At 56.6% G+C, this 14,349-nt stretch carries 10 protein-coding genes and 1 CRISPR repeat array; of the genes, 5 read left to right on the top strand and 5 right to left on the bottom strand.

Going from position 1 to position 14,349, the window contains the following annotated elements:
- Nucleotides 1-7: 7 nt before the first annotated feature.
- Nucleotides 8-862, top strand: coding sequence for a beta-lactamase regulator AmpE (gene ampE / locus ACR6A7_RS16920; RefSeq protein WP_434126251.1), 855 nt, complete (start codon nucleotides 8-10; stop codon nucleotides 860-862).
- On the opposite strand, the gene ACR6A7_RS16915 is transcribed toward ampE, so the two are convergent.
- The 4 genes from ACR6A7_RS16915 to aroP form a co-directional block, all read right to left on the bottom strand.
- Nucleotides 844-1,803, bottom strand: a complete 960-nt coding sequence (locus ACR6A7_RS16915; RefSeq protein ID WP_434126250.1) for a glycoside hydrolase family 43 protein — start codon at nucleotides 1,801-1,803, stop codon at nucleotides 844-846. The genes ampE and ACR6A7_RS16915 overlap by 19 nt on opposite strands.
- On the bottom strand, nucleotides 1,800-3,212 hold the full coding sequence (locus ACR6A7_RS16910; protein ID WP_434126249.1) for a glycoside-pentoside-hexuronide (GPH):cation symporter: 1,413 nt from the start codon (nucleotides 3,210-3,212) through the stop codon (nucleotides 1,800-1,802). Before ACR6A7_RS16910 ends, ACR6A7_RS16915 begins: the two co-directional genes overlap by 4 nt.
- Nucleotides 3,213-3,370: 158 nt before the next feature.
- A complete protein-coding gene (locus ACR6A7_RS16905; protein WP_434126247.1) occupies nucleotides 3,371-3,625 on the bottom strand; it encodes a hypothetical protein in 255 nt (84 codons plus the stop codon).
- Nucleotides 3,626-3,742: 117 nt separating this feature from the next.
- Nucleotides 3,743-5,101: an aromatic amino acid transporter AroP gene (gene aroP / locus ACR6A7_RS16900; RefSeq protein ID WP_434126245.1), complete on the bottom strand. Its 1,359-nt coding sequence runs from the start codon at nucleotides 5,099-5,101 to the stop codon at nucleotides 3,743-3,745.
- A 515-nt stretch (nucleotides 5,102-5,616) separates the two neighbouring features.
- On the opposite strand from aroP, the gene pdhR reads away from it, so the two are divergent.
- The 4 genes from pdhR (at nucleotide 5,617) to lpdA (ending at nucleotide 12,803) form a co-directional block, all read left to right on the top strand.
- Nucleotides 5,617-6,381, top strand: coding sequence for a pyruvate dehydrogenase complex transcriptional repressor PdhR (gene pdhR, locus ACR6A7_RS16895; RefSeq protein ID WP_434126243.1), 765 nt, complete (start codon nucleotides 5,617-5,619; stop codon nucleotides 6,379-6,381).
- A 122-nt stretch (nucleotides 6,382-6,503) separates the two neighbouring features.
- Complete coding sequence (gene aceE / locus ACR6A7_RS16890) at nucleotides 6,504-9,170, top strand: pyruvate dehydrogenase (acetyl-transferring), homodimeric type (RefSeq protein ID WP_434126242.1); 2,667 nt, start codon at nucleotides 6,504-6,506, stop codon at nucleotides 9,168-9,170.
- A gap of 14 nt (nucleotides 9,171-9,184) precedes the next feature.
- Nucleotides 9,185-11,080: a pyruvate dehydrogenase complex dihydrolipoyllysine-residue acetyltransferase gene (aceF, locus tag ACR6A7_RS16885; RefSeq protein ID WP_434126240.1), complete on the top strand. Its 1,896-nt coding sequence runs from the start codon at nucleotides 9,185-9,187 to the stop codon at nucleotides 11,078-11,080.
- 298 nt (nucleotides 11,081-11,378) lie between these two features.
- On the top strand, nucleotides 11,379-12,803 hold the full coding sequence (gene lpdA, locus ACR6A7_RS16880; RefSeq protein WP_033749657.1) for a dihydrolipoyl dehydrogenase: 1,425 nt from the start codon (nucleotides 11,379-11,381) through the stop codon (nucleotides 12,801-12,803).
- Between the two features lie 53 nt (nucleotides 12,804-12,856).
- Here the strand turns inward: lpdA and ACR6A7_RS16875 are convergent, their stop codons facing one another.
- Nucleotides 12,857-13,300, bottom strand: a complete 444-nt coding sequence (locus ACR6A7_RS16875) for an NUDIX hydrolase (protein WP_434126238.1) — start codon at nucleotides 13,298-13,300, stop codon at nucleotides 12,857-12,859.
- 251 nt (nucleotides 13,301-13,551) lie between these two features.
- Nucleotides 13,552-14,300: a CRISPR direct-repeat array (repeat unit 28 nt; unit sequence GTTCACTGCCGTACAGGCAGCTTAGAAA).
- Nucleotides 14,301-14,349: the final 49 nt, after the last annotated feature.

Genomic DNA, 14,349 nt, shown 5'->3' with positions numbered 1-14,349 from the left:
AGCGGATATGACGTTGTTTTCGTTGTTACTGGTTTTAGGTTGGGAGCGCCTGTTTAAGCTGGGCGAGCACTGGCAGCTCGATCATCGGCTGGAGCCGATCTTTCGCCGCCGTCGCCGTTTTTCGCTGCTGCGCACGCTTGGTATGACCCTGCTGGCGATGGCGCTGACGGCGGTGGCGATCTGGAGCATAAAAGGGCTGTTGTTCGGCATCGTGCAGCTGCTGTTCTGGATCCTGATCGGCCTGCTCTGTATCGGCGCCGGATCGGCGCGCCTGCACTATCACGCCTATTTAAAAGCGGCGAGCCATGACGATGTCGCGGCGCATCAGGCGATGGCGGCCGAGCTGACGCTGATCCACGGCGTGCCGGTGGAGTGCAGCGAGCGAGAATTTTTGCGCGAGCTGCAAAACGCGCTGATCTGGATTAACTTCCGCTTTTACCTGGCGCCGATGTTCTGGTTTGTGGCGGGCGGCCCCTACGGGCCGGTGCTGCTGGTGGGCTATGCCTTCCTGCGAGCCTGGCAGAGCTGGCTGGCGAAACATCAGTCGCCGATGGCGCGCGCGCAGTCAGGCGTCGACGGCCTGCTGCACGTGATTGACTGGATCCCGGCGCGGCTGGCTGGGGTTGCCTATGCGCTGCTGGGGCACGGCGAAAAAGCACTGCCCGCCTGGTTCGCTGCGCTGACTGACCGTCACCGTTCGCAATATCAGGTGCTGACCAGCCTGGCGCAGTTTTCGCTGGAGCGCGATCCGCACCTGGACAAGGTCGAAACCCCGCGCATTGCGGTGGCGCTGGCGAAGCGCATCTCGCTGGTGCTGGTGGTAGTGGTCGCGCTGCTCACCATCTACGGCACGCTGGTATAATCCGCAGGCGGCACGCCGAAATCGGGCGTGCCGTCGTCGCGCCAGACAAAATGTTTCAGCCGCGAATGGCGATTGGGATCCCACAGTGGATCCCCTTCGATTTCCGTGTAGTTGCGGGCGTGATAGACCAGCACATCCTCGCCGTTCTCATCCTGAGTAAAACAGTTGTGGCCCGGTCCGTACTGGTGGTTATCCCAGTTTGAGGTAAAGACCGGCCGCGCCGATTTGTGCCAGTTAGCGGCATCAAGCAGATCCTGCTCAATGCCGATCGACAGCAGCCCCATACAGTAATTTTCGTCGGTGGCGCTGGCCGAATAAGTGACGAACAGCCGATCGCCATGCTTGATCACCGCCGCTCCTTCATTGACGCTAAACCCGGCGCACTCCCACTCATACTCCGGTCGGCTCAGCATCGTCGGCGCGCCTTTCAGCGTCCAGGGGTTAAGCAGCTCCGCCAGGTAGAGATTGGAGTTGCCTGGGATCGCCGGATCCTTCTGCGCCCACAGATACCAGTTTTTGCCCTGATGCACAAAGTGGGTGGCGTCCAGGGCAAAGGTATCGAACTGGCTAAACACCCGGCGCGGCGCCTGCCAGCGTCCGCTAAGCGGATCGGCGTCGTCGCATACCAGCGCGTACATGCGATGCTGAAACAGCCCGTCTTTTATGTCGCGCGTCGGTGCAGCGGCGAAATAGATCACCCACTGTTCGTCGATGCGGTGCAGCTCCGGTGCCCAGATCAGCTCGCTGCAGGGGCCGCTCTCCGGCTTGCGCCAGACCACGACCGGTTCGGCATGGCGCAGATCGAGCAGCGTGCTGGCGCGACGCAGCTCCAGCCGATCATAGGCAGGGACGGAGGCGATAAAGTAGTAGTGCTGCTCATGGCGCAGGATAAAGGGGTCGGCCCGCTGTTCAATAAAGGGATTCGGCCAGGGTGTGCTCATTTCGCTTCTCCAGGTTGGGTAGTGACGCCGTCGCGCTGATGAATTTCATGCAGTTCGCGGAAGTTGGCGCGGCGCAGCGCAAGATCGTCCTGAATCGTGCGCATTAGCGTCCGATCAACCTTCAGCAGGCGCACGACGCCTGCGGTAATCAGGTAGCCAACGCCCGGGATAACGGTGAAGAGCAGCATAATGCCGTTTACCGCCTGCGAGGATTGCTGTTTCGCGCCCGCGTCGTAGCCGTAAATTGAGAGTAAAAAGCCGACCATCGCGCCCGCGACCGCCAGGCCGACCTTAAGGAAGAACAGGTTGCCGGAGAAGCTGATGCCGGTAATGCGCTTGCCTGTTTTCCACTCGCCGTAATCGTCGACGTCGGCCATCAGCGACCAGTGCAGCGGCGACGGGATTTGATGTAGCACGTTCAGCAGGAAATAGGCGATCACTACCGCGACGGTGGCGTGCGGATCGATCCAGTAAAAGCCGCAGGAAAATAAAGCCAGCGCGATATTGGTCCAGAAAAAAACCTTCAGTTTGCACCAGCGATCGGTAAGCAGTTTCGCCAGCGTACTGCCGAGCATCATGCCTACGACGCCGAGGCTGATAAACAGCGTGGCGAAGTGGGTCGTCTGGCCCATCACCCAGGTGACGTAGTACATGGTGGCGGCCATACGGATAAAGCCCGGGCAGACGTTGCAGAAGGTGAGCAGCAAAATGCGCACCCACTGGTCGTTTTTCCATACGTCGCGCAGATCGCTTTTTAGCGCGTCATGGGTCGGCACCGCCGGGCGAATACGTTCGCGCACCGTGGCGAAGCAGAACAGGAACATCCCCAGCCCAATCAGCGCCAGCACGCTCATCGCCAGCTGATAGCCGCGCGCCTTATCCTCACCGCCGAACCATTCCGCCATCGGCAGCAGCGACAGGGAGAGGATCAGCGTCGCAATGCCGACCATCACAAAGCGGTAGGACTGGCAGGAGACGCGCTCGCCGGGATCGCTGGTGATTACGCCGCCCAGTGAACAGTAAGGGATGTTGATGGCGGTGTAGGTCAGGGACATCAGGAAGTAGGTGACGAAGGCCCAGATAACTTTGTTTTCGTAGCTCCAGTCCGGCGTAGTGAACATCAATACGCTAAAGAGCACATACGGCACTGAGATCCACAGCAGCCAGGGACGGAAGCGGCCCCAGCGGCTCTGGGTACGATCGGCAATGGCACCCATAATGGGGTCGGTAATGGCATCCAGCACGCGCACCGAGAGCAGCAGCGTGCCTACCAGAGCAGGCGCCAGGCCAAAAACATCGGTATAGAAATAGTTGAGAAACAGCATGATGGCGCCGCCAATCATATTACAGCCAGCATCACCCATGCCGTAGCCGAGTTTCTCTTTAAAGGTAAGCACCGTAGACTTCATATCGCTTCTCCTGCGAATCATGACGCCAGTGATTATTAGCGCAGATTGAGAGAGCGTTGCAGTAACAAATGGTTGCAGAGATGGATAAAATCCGCGGGTGGGCAAAAACGTGAACTGGCGCGTATCAGGAGACAGGCGCCAGGGAGGGGAGGCAAAGATTAGCGGCTTGTTGCTGAGGTGCTGGCAGCGTTTTCCACCAGGCCGCCAAGCATATTGCCCAGCCAGCCACCGATATTGCCGAAAAGCGAACCGGCGACTTTGGAAATGAATCCTGAGATAAACGGAACAGGTAAGGCTGACCCCAGTGAAGTGCCTATAAGTGAACCAGCCTGCTGGCCAATGGTCGCGGCCAGATCCTGAATAACACCGCTGCCGCTTACGGCGGTAAGTTCGCAAGAAGTGAGTTGACGCATTAAATATTTCCTTTTGTGTTTAAAAGAAAGGAAATGCTAACAGTCAGGGCGGGGAGAAAAATATAGTAAAAAGGCCATTTAAGCCGGTGCGCGTCTGTTACGCGCACCGGAGGAACGTTAGTTTTTTGCCGTGCTCTTGCGCGCGATAGCGTAGCCGATGGCCAGGACGACCAGCCAGACCGGGATTAGCCAGACCGATATCGCCATGCCCGGTGTCATCAGCATAATCACCAGAATGCCGGCCAGAAACGCCAGGCAAAGCCAGTTGCCGAACGGATAGAGCAGCGCCCTAAAGCGCGTTGTCACGCCCTGCTGATCTTTCTTACGGCGAAACTTCAGGTGAGCAAGGCTAATCATCGCCCAGTTGATCACCAGCGCGGAGACCACCAGCGACATCAGCAGACCGAAAGCTTCTCCCGGCATCAGATAGTTGATCAGCACGCAGAGTGCGGTCGCCACGGCTGAAACCAGAATGGTGGTTACCGGCACGCCGCGACGATCAACCTTCAGCAGCGCTTTCGGCGCATTGCCCTGCTGGGCCAGGCCGAACAGCATGCGGCTGTTGCAGTAGACGCAGCTGTTATAGACCGACAGCGCGGCGGTCAGGATGACCACGTTCAACGCATTCGCCACCAGCGCATCGCCCAGTTCATGGAAGATCAGCACGAAGGGGCTGGTGTCTGCGGTGACGCGCGTCCAGGGCATCAGCGACAGCAGCACCGCCAGCGAACCGATATAGAAAATCAGGATGCGGTAGATAACCTGATTGGTGGCTTTCGGGATGCTCTGCTCGGGATTATCGGCTTCTGCGGCGGTGATGCCGACCAGCTCCAGGCCGCCGAACGAAAACATAATGATCGCCATCATCATTACCAGTCCACTGAAGCCGTGCGGCAGGAAGCCGCCCTGTGCCCAGAGATTGCTGACGCTGGCCTGCGGGCCGCCGGTGCCGCTGAGCAGCAGCCAGCCGCCAAACAGGATCATAGCGATAACGGCGACGACTTTGACGATGGAGAACCAGAATTCCATCTCGCCATAGACTTTCACGTTAGTCAGGTTAATGGCGTTGATCAGCACGAAAAAGACGGCGGCGGTGATCCAGGTTGGGATATCGGGCCACCAGAACTGAACGTATTTGCCGACGGCGGTCAGCTCGGCCATGGCCACCAGCACATAAAGTACCCAGTAGTTCCAGCCCGAGGCAAAGCCGGCGAAGTTGCCCCAGTATTTATAGGCGAAGTGGCTGAAGCTGCCGGCGACCGGCTCCTCAACTACCATCTCTCCCAACTGACGCATAATCAGAAAGGCGATAAAACCGGCAATGGCGTAGCCCAGAATAACGCCCGGCCCGGCCGCCTGAATTACCGATGCGCTGCCCAGAAACAGGCCGGTGCCCACGGCACCGCCCAGCGCGATCAGCTGGATATGACGGTTTTTTAGCCCGCGCTTCAGCGTATCGCCATGCTGTTGTTCCATACGAACCTCATATTGTTTTAATTCTTCTTTTGCAGCGCGCGATGGCTGTCAGGAAGTGGTTACATTAACGTACTGATTTATTTACGGTATCAGGCGCGCTCTCTGCCTGCGCAGGCTACCCTGGCGACAAGAATAGTGATATGCGATGCGCTTTGCACCTGCTTTCTCTTTTCGTGCTGAGACCTGACTGAAAAAGCACCGCCGCCATCACATTGCCGCCTGCGCCTTTTCTGCCATGAATCGTTCCTGAAGACGAATAAGATTGTCTTATGGTGCGTAAGAGAATCGCCCTTAACGCTGTGTAAGGTTTGGTAAAAGTAGCGAGAATTAACCTTTCCCGCGCAGCGCCATTTCTGTTTTTCCTGCGGCAACTTAAGGCCGTGAAGCGCCTTCCAGCATAAGGAATGTGACTGGCGTCATATAGACACAAGGTGAATACTTTGTTACTTTACGGCCAACTTTTTGAAATTGGTATTACCAATTTACTCCGGACGACGGCTTGATAAGAAGGGAAGATGGCTTACAGCAAGATTCGCCAACCCAAACTCTCAGATGCCATTGAACAGCAGCTGGAATCGCTGATTATGGAAGGGACGCTGCGTCCTGGCGAGAAGCTATTGCCTGAGCGCGAACTCGCCAAACAATTTGATGTCTCACGTCCATCCCTTCGCGAAGCCATACAGCGTCTGGAAGCGAAAGGCCTGCTGCTGCGCCGTCAGGGTGGCGGCACTTTCGTCCAGCAGAATCTCTGGCAAAGCCTGAGCGATCCGCTCGTCAGCCTGCTTACCAAGCATCCGGAATCCCAGTTCGATTTACTGGAAACACGCCATGCGCTGGAAGGGATTGCGGCATATTACGCGGCGCTACGCGGCACGGAAGAGGATATTGAGCGTATCCGCCACTGCCACATGCAAATACAGCAGGCTCAGGAGAGCGGCGATCTCGACGCCGAGGCGAATGCGGTGATGCAGTATCAGATCGCTGTCACAGAAGCCGCCCACAATGTGGTGCTGCTGCATTTACTGCGCTCGATGGGCCCGATGCTGGAACAAAACGTTCGACAGAATTTTGAATTGCTCTACTCGCGCCGGGAAATGCTGGCGAAAGTGAGCGGTCACCGCGCCAGTATTTTCGCGGCGATTGTGGCTCGCGAGCCGGAGCAGGCGCGCGAAGCCTCACATCGTCATCTGGCGTTCATAGAGGAAATCTTGCTGGACAGAAGTCGGGAGCAGACTCGTCGTGAACGCTCCCTGCGTCGTTTACAGCAACGTAAGGAATAACGCGCGACAAAGAACGCGCGGATACCAACGACGGGCCTGTCTCCTTGTGCTTTTATAACAGAGCACAGAGAGACAGGCTCCTGACAATTCAACGTATTAGACACAGATAAGGAATACCCCCCATGTCAGAACGTTTACAGAATGACGTGGATCCGATCGAAACTCGTGACTGGCTACAGGCGATCGAATCGGTCATCCGTGAAGAAGGTGTTGAGCGTGCGCAGTATCTGATCGATCAGGTGCTGAGCGCGGCCCGCAAAGGCGGTGTGAAAGTGGCGGCAGGCGGTAACGCCATCAGCAACTATATCAACTCTATTGCCGTTGAAGACGAGCCGGAGTATCCGGGTAACACGTCTCTGGAGCGTCGTATCCGTTCCGCTATTCGCTGGAACGCCATCGTATCGGTGCTGCGCGCCTCGAAGAAAGATCTGGAGCTGGGCGGCCATCTCTCCTCATTCCAGTCTTCTGCGACCATCTATGAAGTGTGCTTTAACCACTTCTTCCGTGCACGCAGCGACAAAGACGGCGGCGATCTGGTTTACTTCCAGGGGCATATCTCGCCGGGTATCTACTCACGCGCCTTCCTTGAAGGTCGTCTGACCGAAGAGCAGATGAACAACTTCCGTCAGGAAGTGCACGGCAACGGCCTCTCATCTTATCCGCACCCGAAACTGATGCCTGACTTCTGGCAGTTCCCGACCGTTTCTATGGGTCTGGGTCCGTTGAACGCCATCTACCAGGCGAAGTTCCTGAAATATCTGGAGCACCGCGGCCTGAAGGACACCTCTAACCAGACCGTTTACGCCTTCCTCGGCGACGGCGAGATGGATGAGCCGGAGTCCAAAGGCGCGATCACTATCGCGACCCGCGAGAAGCTGGACAACCTGGTGTTCATCATCAACTGTAACCTGCAGCGTCTGGACGGTCCGGTTACCGGCAACGGTAAGATCATCAACGAACTGGAAGGCATCTTTGCGGGCGCTGGCTGGAACGTCATCAAAGTGATCTGGGGCGGTCGCTGGGATGAGCTGCTGAAAAAAGATACCAGCGGCAAGCTGATTCAACTGATGAACGAAACCGTCGACGGCGACTATCAGACCTTTAAATCCCGTGACGGCGCCTACGTGCGCGAACACTTCTTCGGCAAATACCCGGAGACGGCGGAGCTGGTTAAAGACTGGTCAGACGAAGAGATCTTCGCCCTGAACCGCGGCGGCCACGATCCGAAGAAAATCTACGCGGCACTGAAGAAAGCGCAGGAGACCAAAGGTCAGCCGACGCTGATCCTGGCGCATACCATTAAAGGCTATGGTATGGGTGACACCGCGGAAGGTAAGAACATCGCGCACCAGGTCAAGAAGATGAACATGGATGGCGTTCGCTACATCCGCGATCGCTTCAACGTGCCGGTTGCCGACGACAAGATCGAAGAGCTACCGTACGTCACCTTCGAAAAAGGTTCGGAAGAGTACAACTACCTGCACGGCCAGCGCGAGAAGCTGGGCGGCTACCTGCCGACCCGTCAGGCGCAGTTCACTGAAAAACTGGATATGCCGAAGCTGGAAGAGTTCAAAGCGCTGCTGGAAGAGCAGAGCAAAGAGATCTCGACCACTATCGCTTTCGTGCGCGCCCTGAACGTGATGCTGAAGAACAAGTCGATCAAAGATCGTCTGGTGCCGATCCTCGCGGACGAAGCCCGTACCTTCGGTATGGAAGGTCTGTTCCGTCAGATTGGTATCTACAGCCCGAACGGTCAGCAGTACACCCCGCAGGACCGCGAGCAGGTTGCTTACTATAAAGAAGATGAGAAAGGCCAGATTCTGCAGGAAGGGATCAACGAGCTGGGCGCAGGTTCATCCTGGCTGGCGGCGGCGACCTCTTACAGCACCAACAACCTGCCGATGATCCCGTTCTACATCTACTACTCCATGTTCGGTTTCCAGCGTATCGGCGACCTGATGTGGCTGGCGGGCGACCAGCAGGCGCGCGGCTTCCTGGTAGGTGGCACCTCCGGTCGTACCACGCTGAACGGTGAAGGTCTGCAGCACGAAGATGGTCACAGCCATATTCAGTCGCTGACTATCCCGAACTGTATCTCTTACGATCCGGCTTACGCCTATGAAGTGGCCGTCATCATGCATGACGGTCTGGTACGTATGTACGGTGAAGCGCAAGAGAACGTTTACTATTACATCACCACGCTGAACGAAAATTACCACATGCCAGCGATGCCGGAAGGCGCCGAAGAGGGTATCCGCAAGGGTATCTACAAGCTGGAAACCGTGGAAGGCAGCAAAGGCAAAGTGCAGCTGCTGGGCTCAGGCTCTATCCTGCGTCACGTGCGTGAAGCGGCGCAGATCCTGGCGAAAGATTACGGCATCGGCTCCGACGTCTACAGCGTCACCTCGTTCACCGAACTGGCGCGCGACGGCCAGGACTGTGAGCGCTGGAATATGCTGCATCCGACCGAAGAAGCGCGCGTGCCGTACATCGCTCAGGTGATGAACGACGCGCCGGCGGTGGCATCGACCGACTACATGAAGCTGTTCGCAGAACAGGTTCGCAGCTATGTTCCGGCCAGCGATTACCGCGTGCTGGGCACCGACGGCTTTGGCCGCTCCGACAGCCGCGAAAACCTGCGTCACCACTTTGAAGTGGACGCCTCCTACGTGGTGGTAGCTGCGCTGGGCGAACTGGCTAAACGTGGCGAAATCGACAAGAAAGTGGTGGCGGACGCGATCGCTAAGTTCGACATCGATGCCGATAAAGTTAACCCGCGTCTGGCTTAAGAGGTAAGAGAGTAATGGCTACTGAAATTAAGGTACCGGATATCGGGTCTGATGAAGTTGAAGTCACCGAAATTCTGGTGAAGGTTGGCGACAAGGTGGAAGCCGAGCAGTCGCTGATCACTGTAGAAGGCGACAAAGCCTCTATGGAAGTCCCCTCGCCGCAGGCCGGCGTGGTGAAAGAGATCAAAATCGCCACCGGTGACAAAGTTGAAACCGGCTCCCTGATTATGATTTTTGACGCAGAGGGCGCGGCGGCAGACGCTGCGCCAGCGGCGGAAGAGAAGAAAGCCGACGCCGCTCCGGCGCCGACGGCTGCCGCTACCGAAGCTAAAGATGTCAACGTGCCGGATATCGGCGGCGACGAAGTGGAAGTCACCGAGATCCTGGTAAAAGTTGGCGACAAAATCGAAGCTGAGCAGTCGCTGATCGTCGTCGAAGGCGACAAAGCCTCGATGGAAGTGCCTGCGCCGTTCGCGGGCACCGTCAAAGAGATCAAAATCGAAACCGGCGCGAAAGTCAGTACCGGCTCGCTGATCATGGTCTTCGAAGCGGAAGGCGCTGCACCTGCCGCTGCCGCGAAGCCTGCGCTGAAAGAAGAGGCGACTTCTGCACCGGCGGCGACTGCTGGCGCGAAAGAGGTCAACGTGCCGGATATCGGCGGCGATGAAGTCGAAGTCACCGAAGTGCTGGTGAAAGTCGGCGACAAAGTGGAAGCCGAGCAGTCACTGATCGTTGTCGAAGGCGACAAAGCGTCAATGGAAGTGCCTGCACCGTTCGCCGGTACCGTCAAAGAGCTGAAAGTCTCTACCGGCGATAAAGTCAGCACCGGCTCGCTGATCATGGTCTTCGAAGTGGAAGGCGCGGCGAAAGTTGAAGCGCCGAAGCAGGAAGCTGCGCCTGCGCAGGCGCCGGCGAAAGCTGAAGCACCTGCCGCACCGGCAGCGCCGAAGGCTGACGCGAAAGGCGACTTCGCCGAGAACGATGCCTACGTGCACGCGACGCCGGTTATCCGTCGTCTGGCGCGCGAATTCGGCGTTAACCTGGCGAAGGTTAAAGGCACCGGCCGCAAAGGCCGCATCCTGAAAGAAGATGTGCAGAGCTACGTGAAGGACGCGGTGAAACGCGCCGAAGCGGCACCGGCTGCTGCCGCCAGCGGCGGAAGCCTGCCTGGCCTGCTGCCGTGGCCGAAAGTCGACTTCAGCAAGTTCGGTGAAGTGGAAGAGGTGGAGCTGGGCCGCATCCAGAAAATTTCTGGCGCTAACCTGAGCCGTAACTGGGTGGTGATCCCGCACGTTACCCACTTCGACAAAACCGATATCACCGATCTGGAAGCGTTCCGTAAGCAGCAGAACGCTGAAGCCGAGAAGCGCAAGCTGGACGTGAAGTACACCCCGGTGGTGTTCATCATGAAAGCGGTCGCTGCCGCGCTGGAGCAGATGCCGCGCTTCAACAGCTCGCTGTCTGAAGATGCGCAGCGCCTGACGCTGAAAAAGTACATCAACATTGGCGTGGCGGTTGATACGCCGAACGGCCTGGTGGTTCCGGTCTTTAAAGACGTGAACAAGAAGGGCATCACCGAGCTCTCTCGCGAGCTGATGGCGACCTCGAAGAAAGCGCGCGACGGCAAGCTGACCGCCAGCGACATGCAGGGCGGCTGCTTCACCATCTCCAGCCTTGGCGGCCTCGGCACGACGCACTTCGCGCCGATCGTCAACGCGCCGGAAGTGGCTATCCTCGGCGTCTCCAAATCGGCGATGGAGCCGGTCTGGAACGGCAAAGAGTTCGTGCCGCGTCTGATGATGCCGATCTCCTTGTCCTTCGACCACCGCGTGATCGACGGAGCAGATGGTGCACGTTTCATCACCATCATCGGCAATATGTTGTCCGACATTCGCCGTCTGGTGATGTAAGCACAATCAAGGCCGGCAATCGCCGGCCTTGTTGTAAAGATTCGTGGCATCGCGGTTTGCAGTTTATTAACAATTCTGTAAACTCTTGCGGTGATAAATGTCCCGGTGGAGCAAAGGACATCGTGAGCCTGTTTCGTCAGGCGTATCTGGCGCAGTCAGTTGTTAACGCCCAGCGCGCAGCACCCGCAGCGTACTCAAGATACGCAAAGCGCCGCGCACTGCCCGGATGCAAGTGGCCGACCAGCCTGATGAGAAGCGCTCTACGTCTGACCCGCCGGATCACAACTAAGAGGTCATGATGAGTACAGAGATTAAAACCCAGGTCGTGGTACTTGGGGCTGGTCCTGCAGGTTACTCTGCAGCCTTCCGTTGCGCTGATTTAGGTCTGGAAACCGTACTGGTAGAGCGTTACAGCACCCTCGGCGGTGTCTGTCTTAACGTGGGCTGTATCCCGTCAAAAGCGCTGCTGCACGTTGCTAAAGTGATCGAAGAGGCGAAAGCCCTGGAAGAGCACGGCATCGTGTTTGGTCAGCCCTCTACGGACATCAATAAAGTCCGCACCTGGAAAGAGAAAGTCATTAACCAGCTGACCGGCGGTCTTGCTGGTATGGCGAAAGGTCGTAAAGTCAAAGTGGTTAACGGCCTGGGCAAATTCACTGGGGCAAATACTCTGGTTGTGGAAGGTGAAGGCGGTGCGACCACCATCAACTTCGACAATGCTATTATCGCGGCCGGTTCTCGTCCGATCACGCTGCCGTTTATTCCGCATGACGACCCGCGCGTATGGGACTCTACCGATGCGCTGGAGCTGAAAGAAGTGCCGGAGCGTATGCTGGTGATGGGCGGCGGTATTATCGGTCTCGAAATGGGTACCGTTTACCATGCGCTGGGTTCGCAGATTGACGTGGTCGAGATGTTCGATCAGGTTATCCCGGCCGCCGATAAGGACGTGGTGAAGGTCTTCACCAAGCGTATCGCGAAGCAGTTCAATCTGATGCTGGAAACCAAAGTTACCGCGGTTGAAGCGAAAGAAGACGGCATCTACGTCACCATGGAAGGCAAAAAAGCGCCGGCCGAACCGCAGCGTTACGACGCGGTGCTGGTGGCAATCGGCCGCGTGCCGAACGGTAAAGGTCTGGATGCCGGTAAAGCGGGCGTGGAAGTGGACGATCGCGGCTTTATCCGCGTCGACAAGCAGATGCGCACCAACGTTCCGCACATCTACGCTATCGGCGATATCGTGGGCCAGCCGATGCTGGCGCATAAAGGCGTGCACGAAGGCCACGTGGCGGCAGAAGTTATCGCCGGTATGAAGCACTATTTCGATCCGAAAGTGATCCCGTCAATCGCCTACACCGAGCCGGAAGTGGCATGGGTCGGCCTGACTGAGAAAGAAGCGAAAGAGAAGGGCATCAGCTACGAGACGGCGACCTTCCCGTGGGCGGCCTCTGGCCGTGCTATCGCCTCTGACTGCGCTGACGGCATGACCAAGCTGATTTTCGACAAAGAGACGCATCGCGTCATCGGCGGCGCGGTTGTCGGCACCAACGGCGGCGAGCTGCTGGGCGAAATCGGTCTGGCAATCGAGATGGGCTGCGACGCGGAAGATATGGCGCTGACCATCCATGCGCACCCGACGCTGCACGAGTCGGTTGGCCTGGCGGCTGAGATCTTCGAAGGCAGCATTACCGACCTGCCGAACCCGAAAGCGAAGAAGAAGTAATTTTTTGCTGGTTCAGAGAAAGCCTCCGAAAGGGGGCTTTTTTATTGGCGGCTTTATTTTGGTTTCGCCAAATTGATGATGAGCTCGCGAGGAAAAATAGTTTCCTCCGATTGCTCAATCTCATCTATTGTCCACCAGTGATATCTTCGAATGACGCGCTGTTCAGTATGACTCCAGCCGGTAACGTCGATCTCCTGACCCTTCACCCACACCCTAAAGAAACGCTCCTCGGCGAGAACGGCCTCTCCATCTGGCAGCATCATCGTAAAGCTTCTTTTCGCTAACTGCGGGCCGACCGTTTTACATATAAAGCCCGTCTCTTCGCACAATTCGCGCAAGGCCGCCTCTTCGAAAGATTCATCCCCTTTAAGCCCGCCACCTGGCGTTGCCCAGTACGATTCACCTTCAAGTGCATCATTTTGGTGATGAAAATGAAAGAGGAGGATACGATTTTCAGATGACAGAACAATCAATCTTGAGGCCGAACGTGTGCGCATAATCATTCTCTCGGTATGGCTGGGAATGGCTTAGGTTAACTTCAGGCTGTAAGCGCTGAGGGCTGGCGATTACAGGATGCAGATTAAGGAACAGGATGAACGATAAGCACCATGGGGAAGACCCTTTTTTTCATCCATTTTATAACTGGCTGATTTTTAATGTTTTTATATTAGCCCTGTAAAAAAGGGTTTTTTAAGAGATTTTGGTCAAAAATGACTTCTTTTGAGTAGGTTAGAGTGTATGAGCAACAGTTCACTGCCGTACAGGCAGCTTAGAAAGCTTGCGCCTGGGTACGCCCAATTTACGTTACGTTCACTGCCGTACAGGCAGCTTAGAAATGATTGTTATCGATGAGCGCTCGCAATCCGCAGTTCACTGCCGTACAGGCAGCTTAGAAAGCTATGCAGCGTTTTCCAGGATGTATCGAACTGTTCACTGCCGTACAGGCAGCTTAGAAATGCCTGCATTCCTTGCTCCATACATGCCGGAAGTTCACTGCCGTACAGGCAGCTTAGAAAGCTGGCATGACTCGCAACACGGCGATAGCCGCGTTCATTGCCGTACAGGCAGCTTAGAAATTGCCCGCTTCGGTGTAGCGCACGATACAATCGTTCACTGCCGTACAGGCAGCTTAGAAAACTCGAAAAAACTTTTAAAACAGGCAGGCTACGTTCACTGCCGTACAGGCAGCTTAGAAAGAGCAAAAATGGCTGGATACGCGTAAAAGTGCCGTTCACTGCCGTACAGGCAGCTTAGAAAGTGCAGATGACAACATCAATCACTGTCAGAAAGTTCACTGCCGTACAGGCAGCTTAGAAATGGTGGCAAGACGCTGGCGCGTTCAGATGATGGTTCACTGCCGTACAGGCAGCTTAGAAAAGCAACGGTAACCTGCAGAGTAGATGCGCCGGGTTCACTGCCGTACAGGCAGCTTAGAAAACGCACAAAAATAGTAATCCACCACCGGGAGTGTTCACTGCCGTACAGGCAGCTTAGAAAAGCAACGGTAACCTGCAGAGTAGATGCGCCGGGTTCACTGCCGTACAGG

The organism is Pantoea phyllosphaerae (assembly GCF_051025595.1).
Taxonomy (GTDB): Bacteria; Pseudomonadota; Gammaproteobacteria; order Enterobacterales; family Enterobacteriaceae; genus Pantoea.
Note: the sequence above shows the minus strand (reverse complement) of the source record. Positions and strands in the feature narration are given on the sequence as shown.

Coding starts and splice junctions, on each gene's coding strand:
- pdhR (WP_434126243.1), top strand. CDS start 5,617: ATGGCTTACAGCAAGATTCGCCAACCCAAACTCTCAGATGCCATTGAA.
- ACR6A7_RS16905 (WP_434126247.1), bottom strand. CDS start 3,625: ATGCGTCAACTCACTTCTTGCGAACTTACCGCCGTAAGCGGCAGCGGT.
- aceF (WP_434126240.1), top strand. CDS start 9,185: ATGGCTACTGAAATTAAGGTACCGGATATCGGGTCTGATGAAGTTGAA.
- aceE (WP_434126242.1), top strand. CDS start 6,504: ATGTCAGAACGTTTACAGAATGACGTGGATCCGATCGAAACTCGTGAC.
- lpdA (WP_033749657.1), top strand. CDS start 11,379: ATGAGTACAGAGATTAAAACCCAGGTCGTGGTACTTGGGGCTGGTCCT.
- ampE (WP_434126251.1), top strand. CDS start 8: ATGACGTTGTTTTCGTTGTTACTGGTTTTAGGTTGGGAGCGCCTGTTT.
- ACR6A7_RS16875 (WP_434126238.1), bottom strand. CDS start 13,300: ATGCGCACACGTTCGGCCTCAAGATTGATTGTTCTGTCATCTGAAAAT.
- ACR6A7_RS16915 (WP_434126250.1), bottom strand. CDS start 1,803: ATGAGCACACCCTGGCCGAATCCCTTTATTGAACAGCGGGCCGACCCC.
- aroP (WP_434126245.1), bottom strand. CDS start 5,101: ATGGAACAACAGCATGGCGATACGCTGAAGCGCGGGCTAAAAAACCGT.
- ACR6A7_RS16910 (WP_434126249.1), bottom strand. CDS start 3,212: ATGAAGTCTACGGTGCTTACCTTTAAAGAGAAACTCGGCTACGGCATG.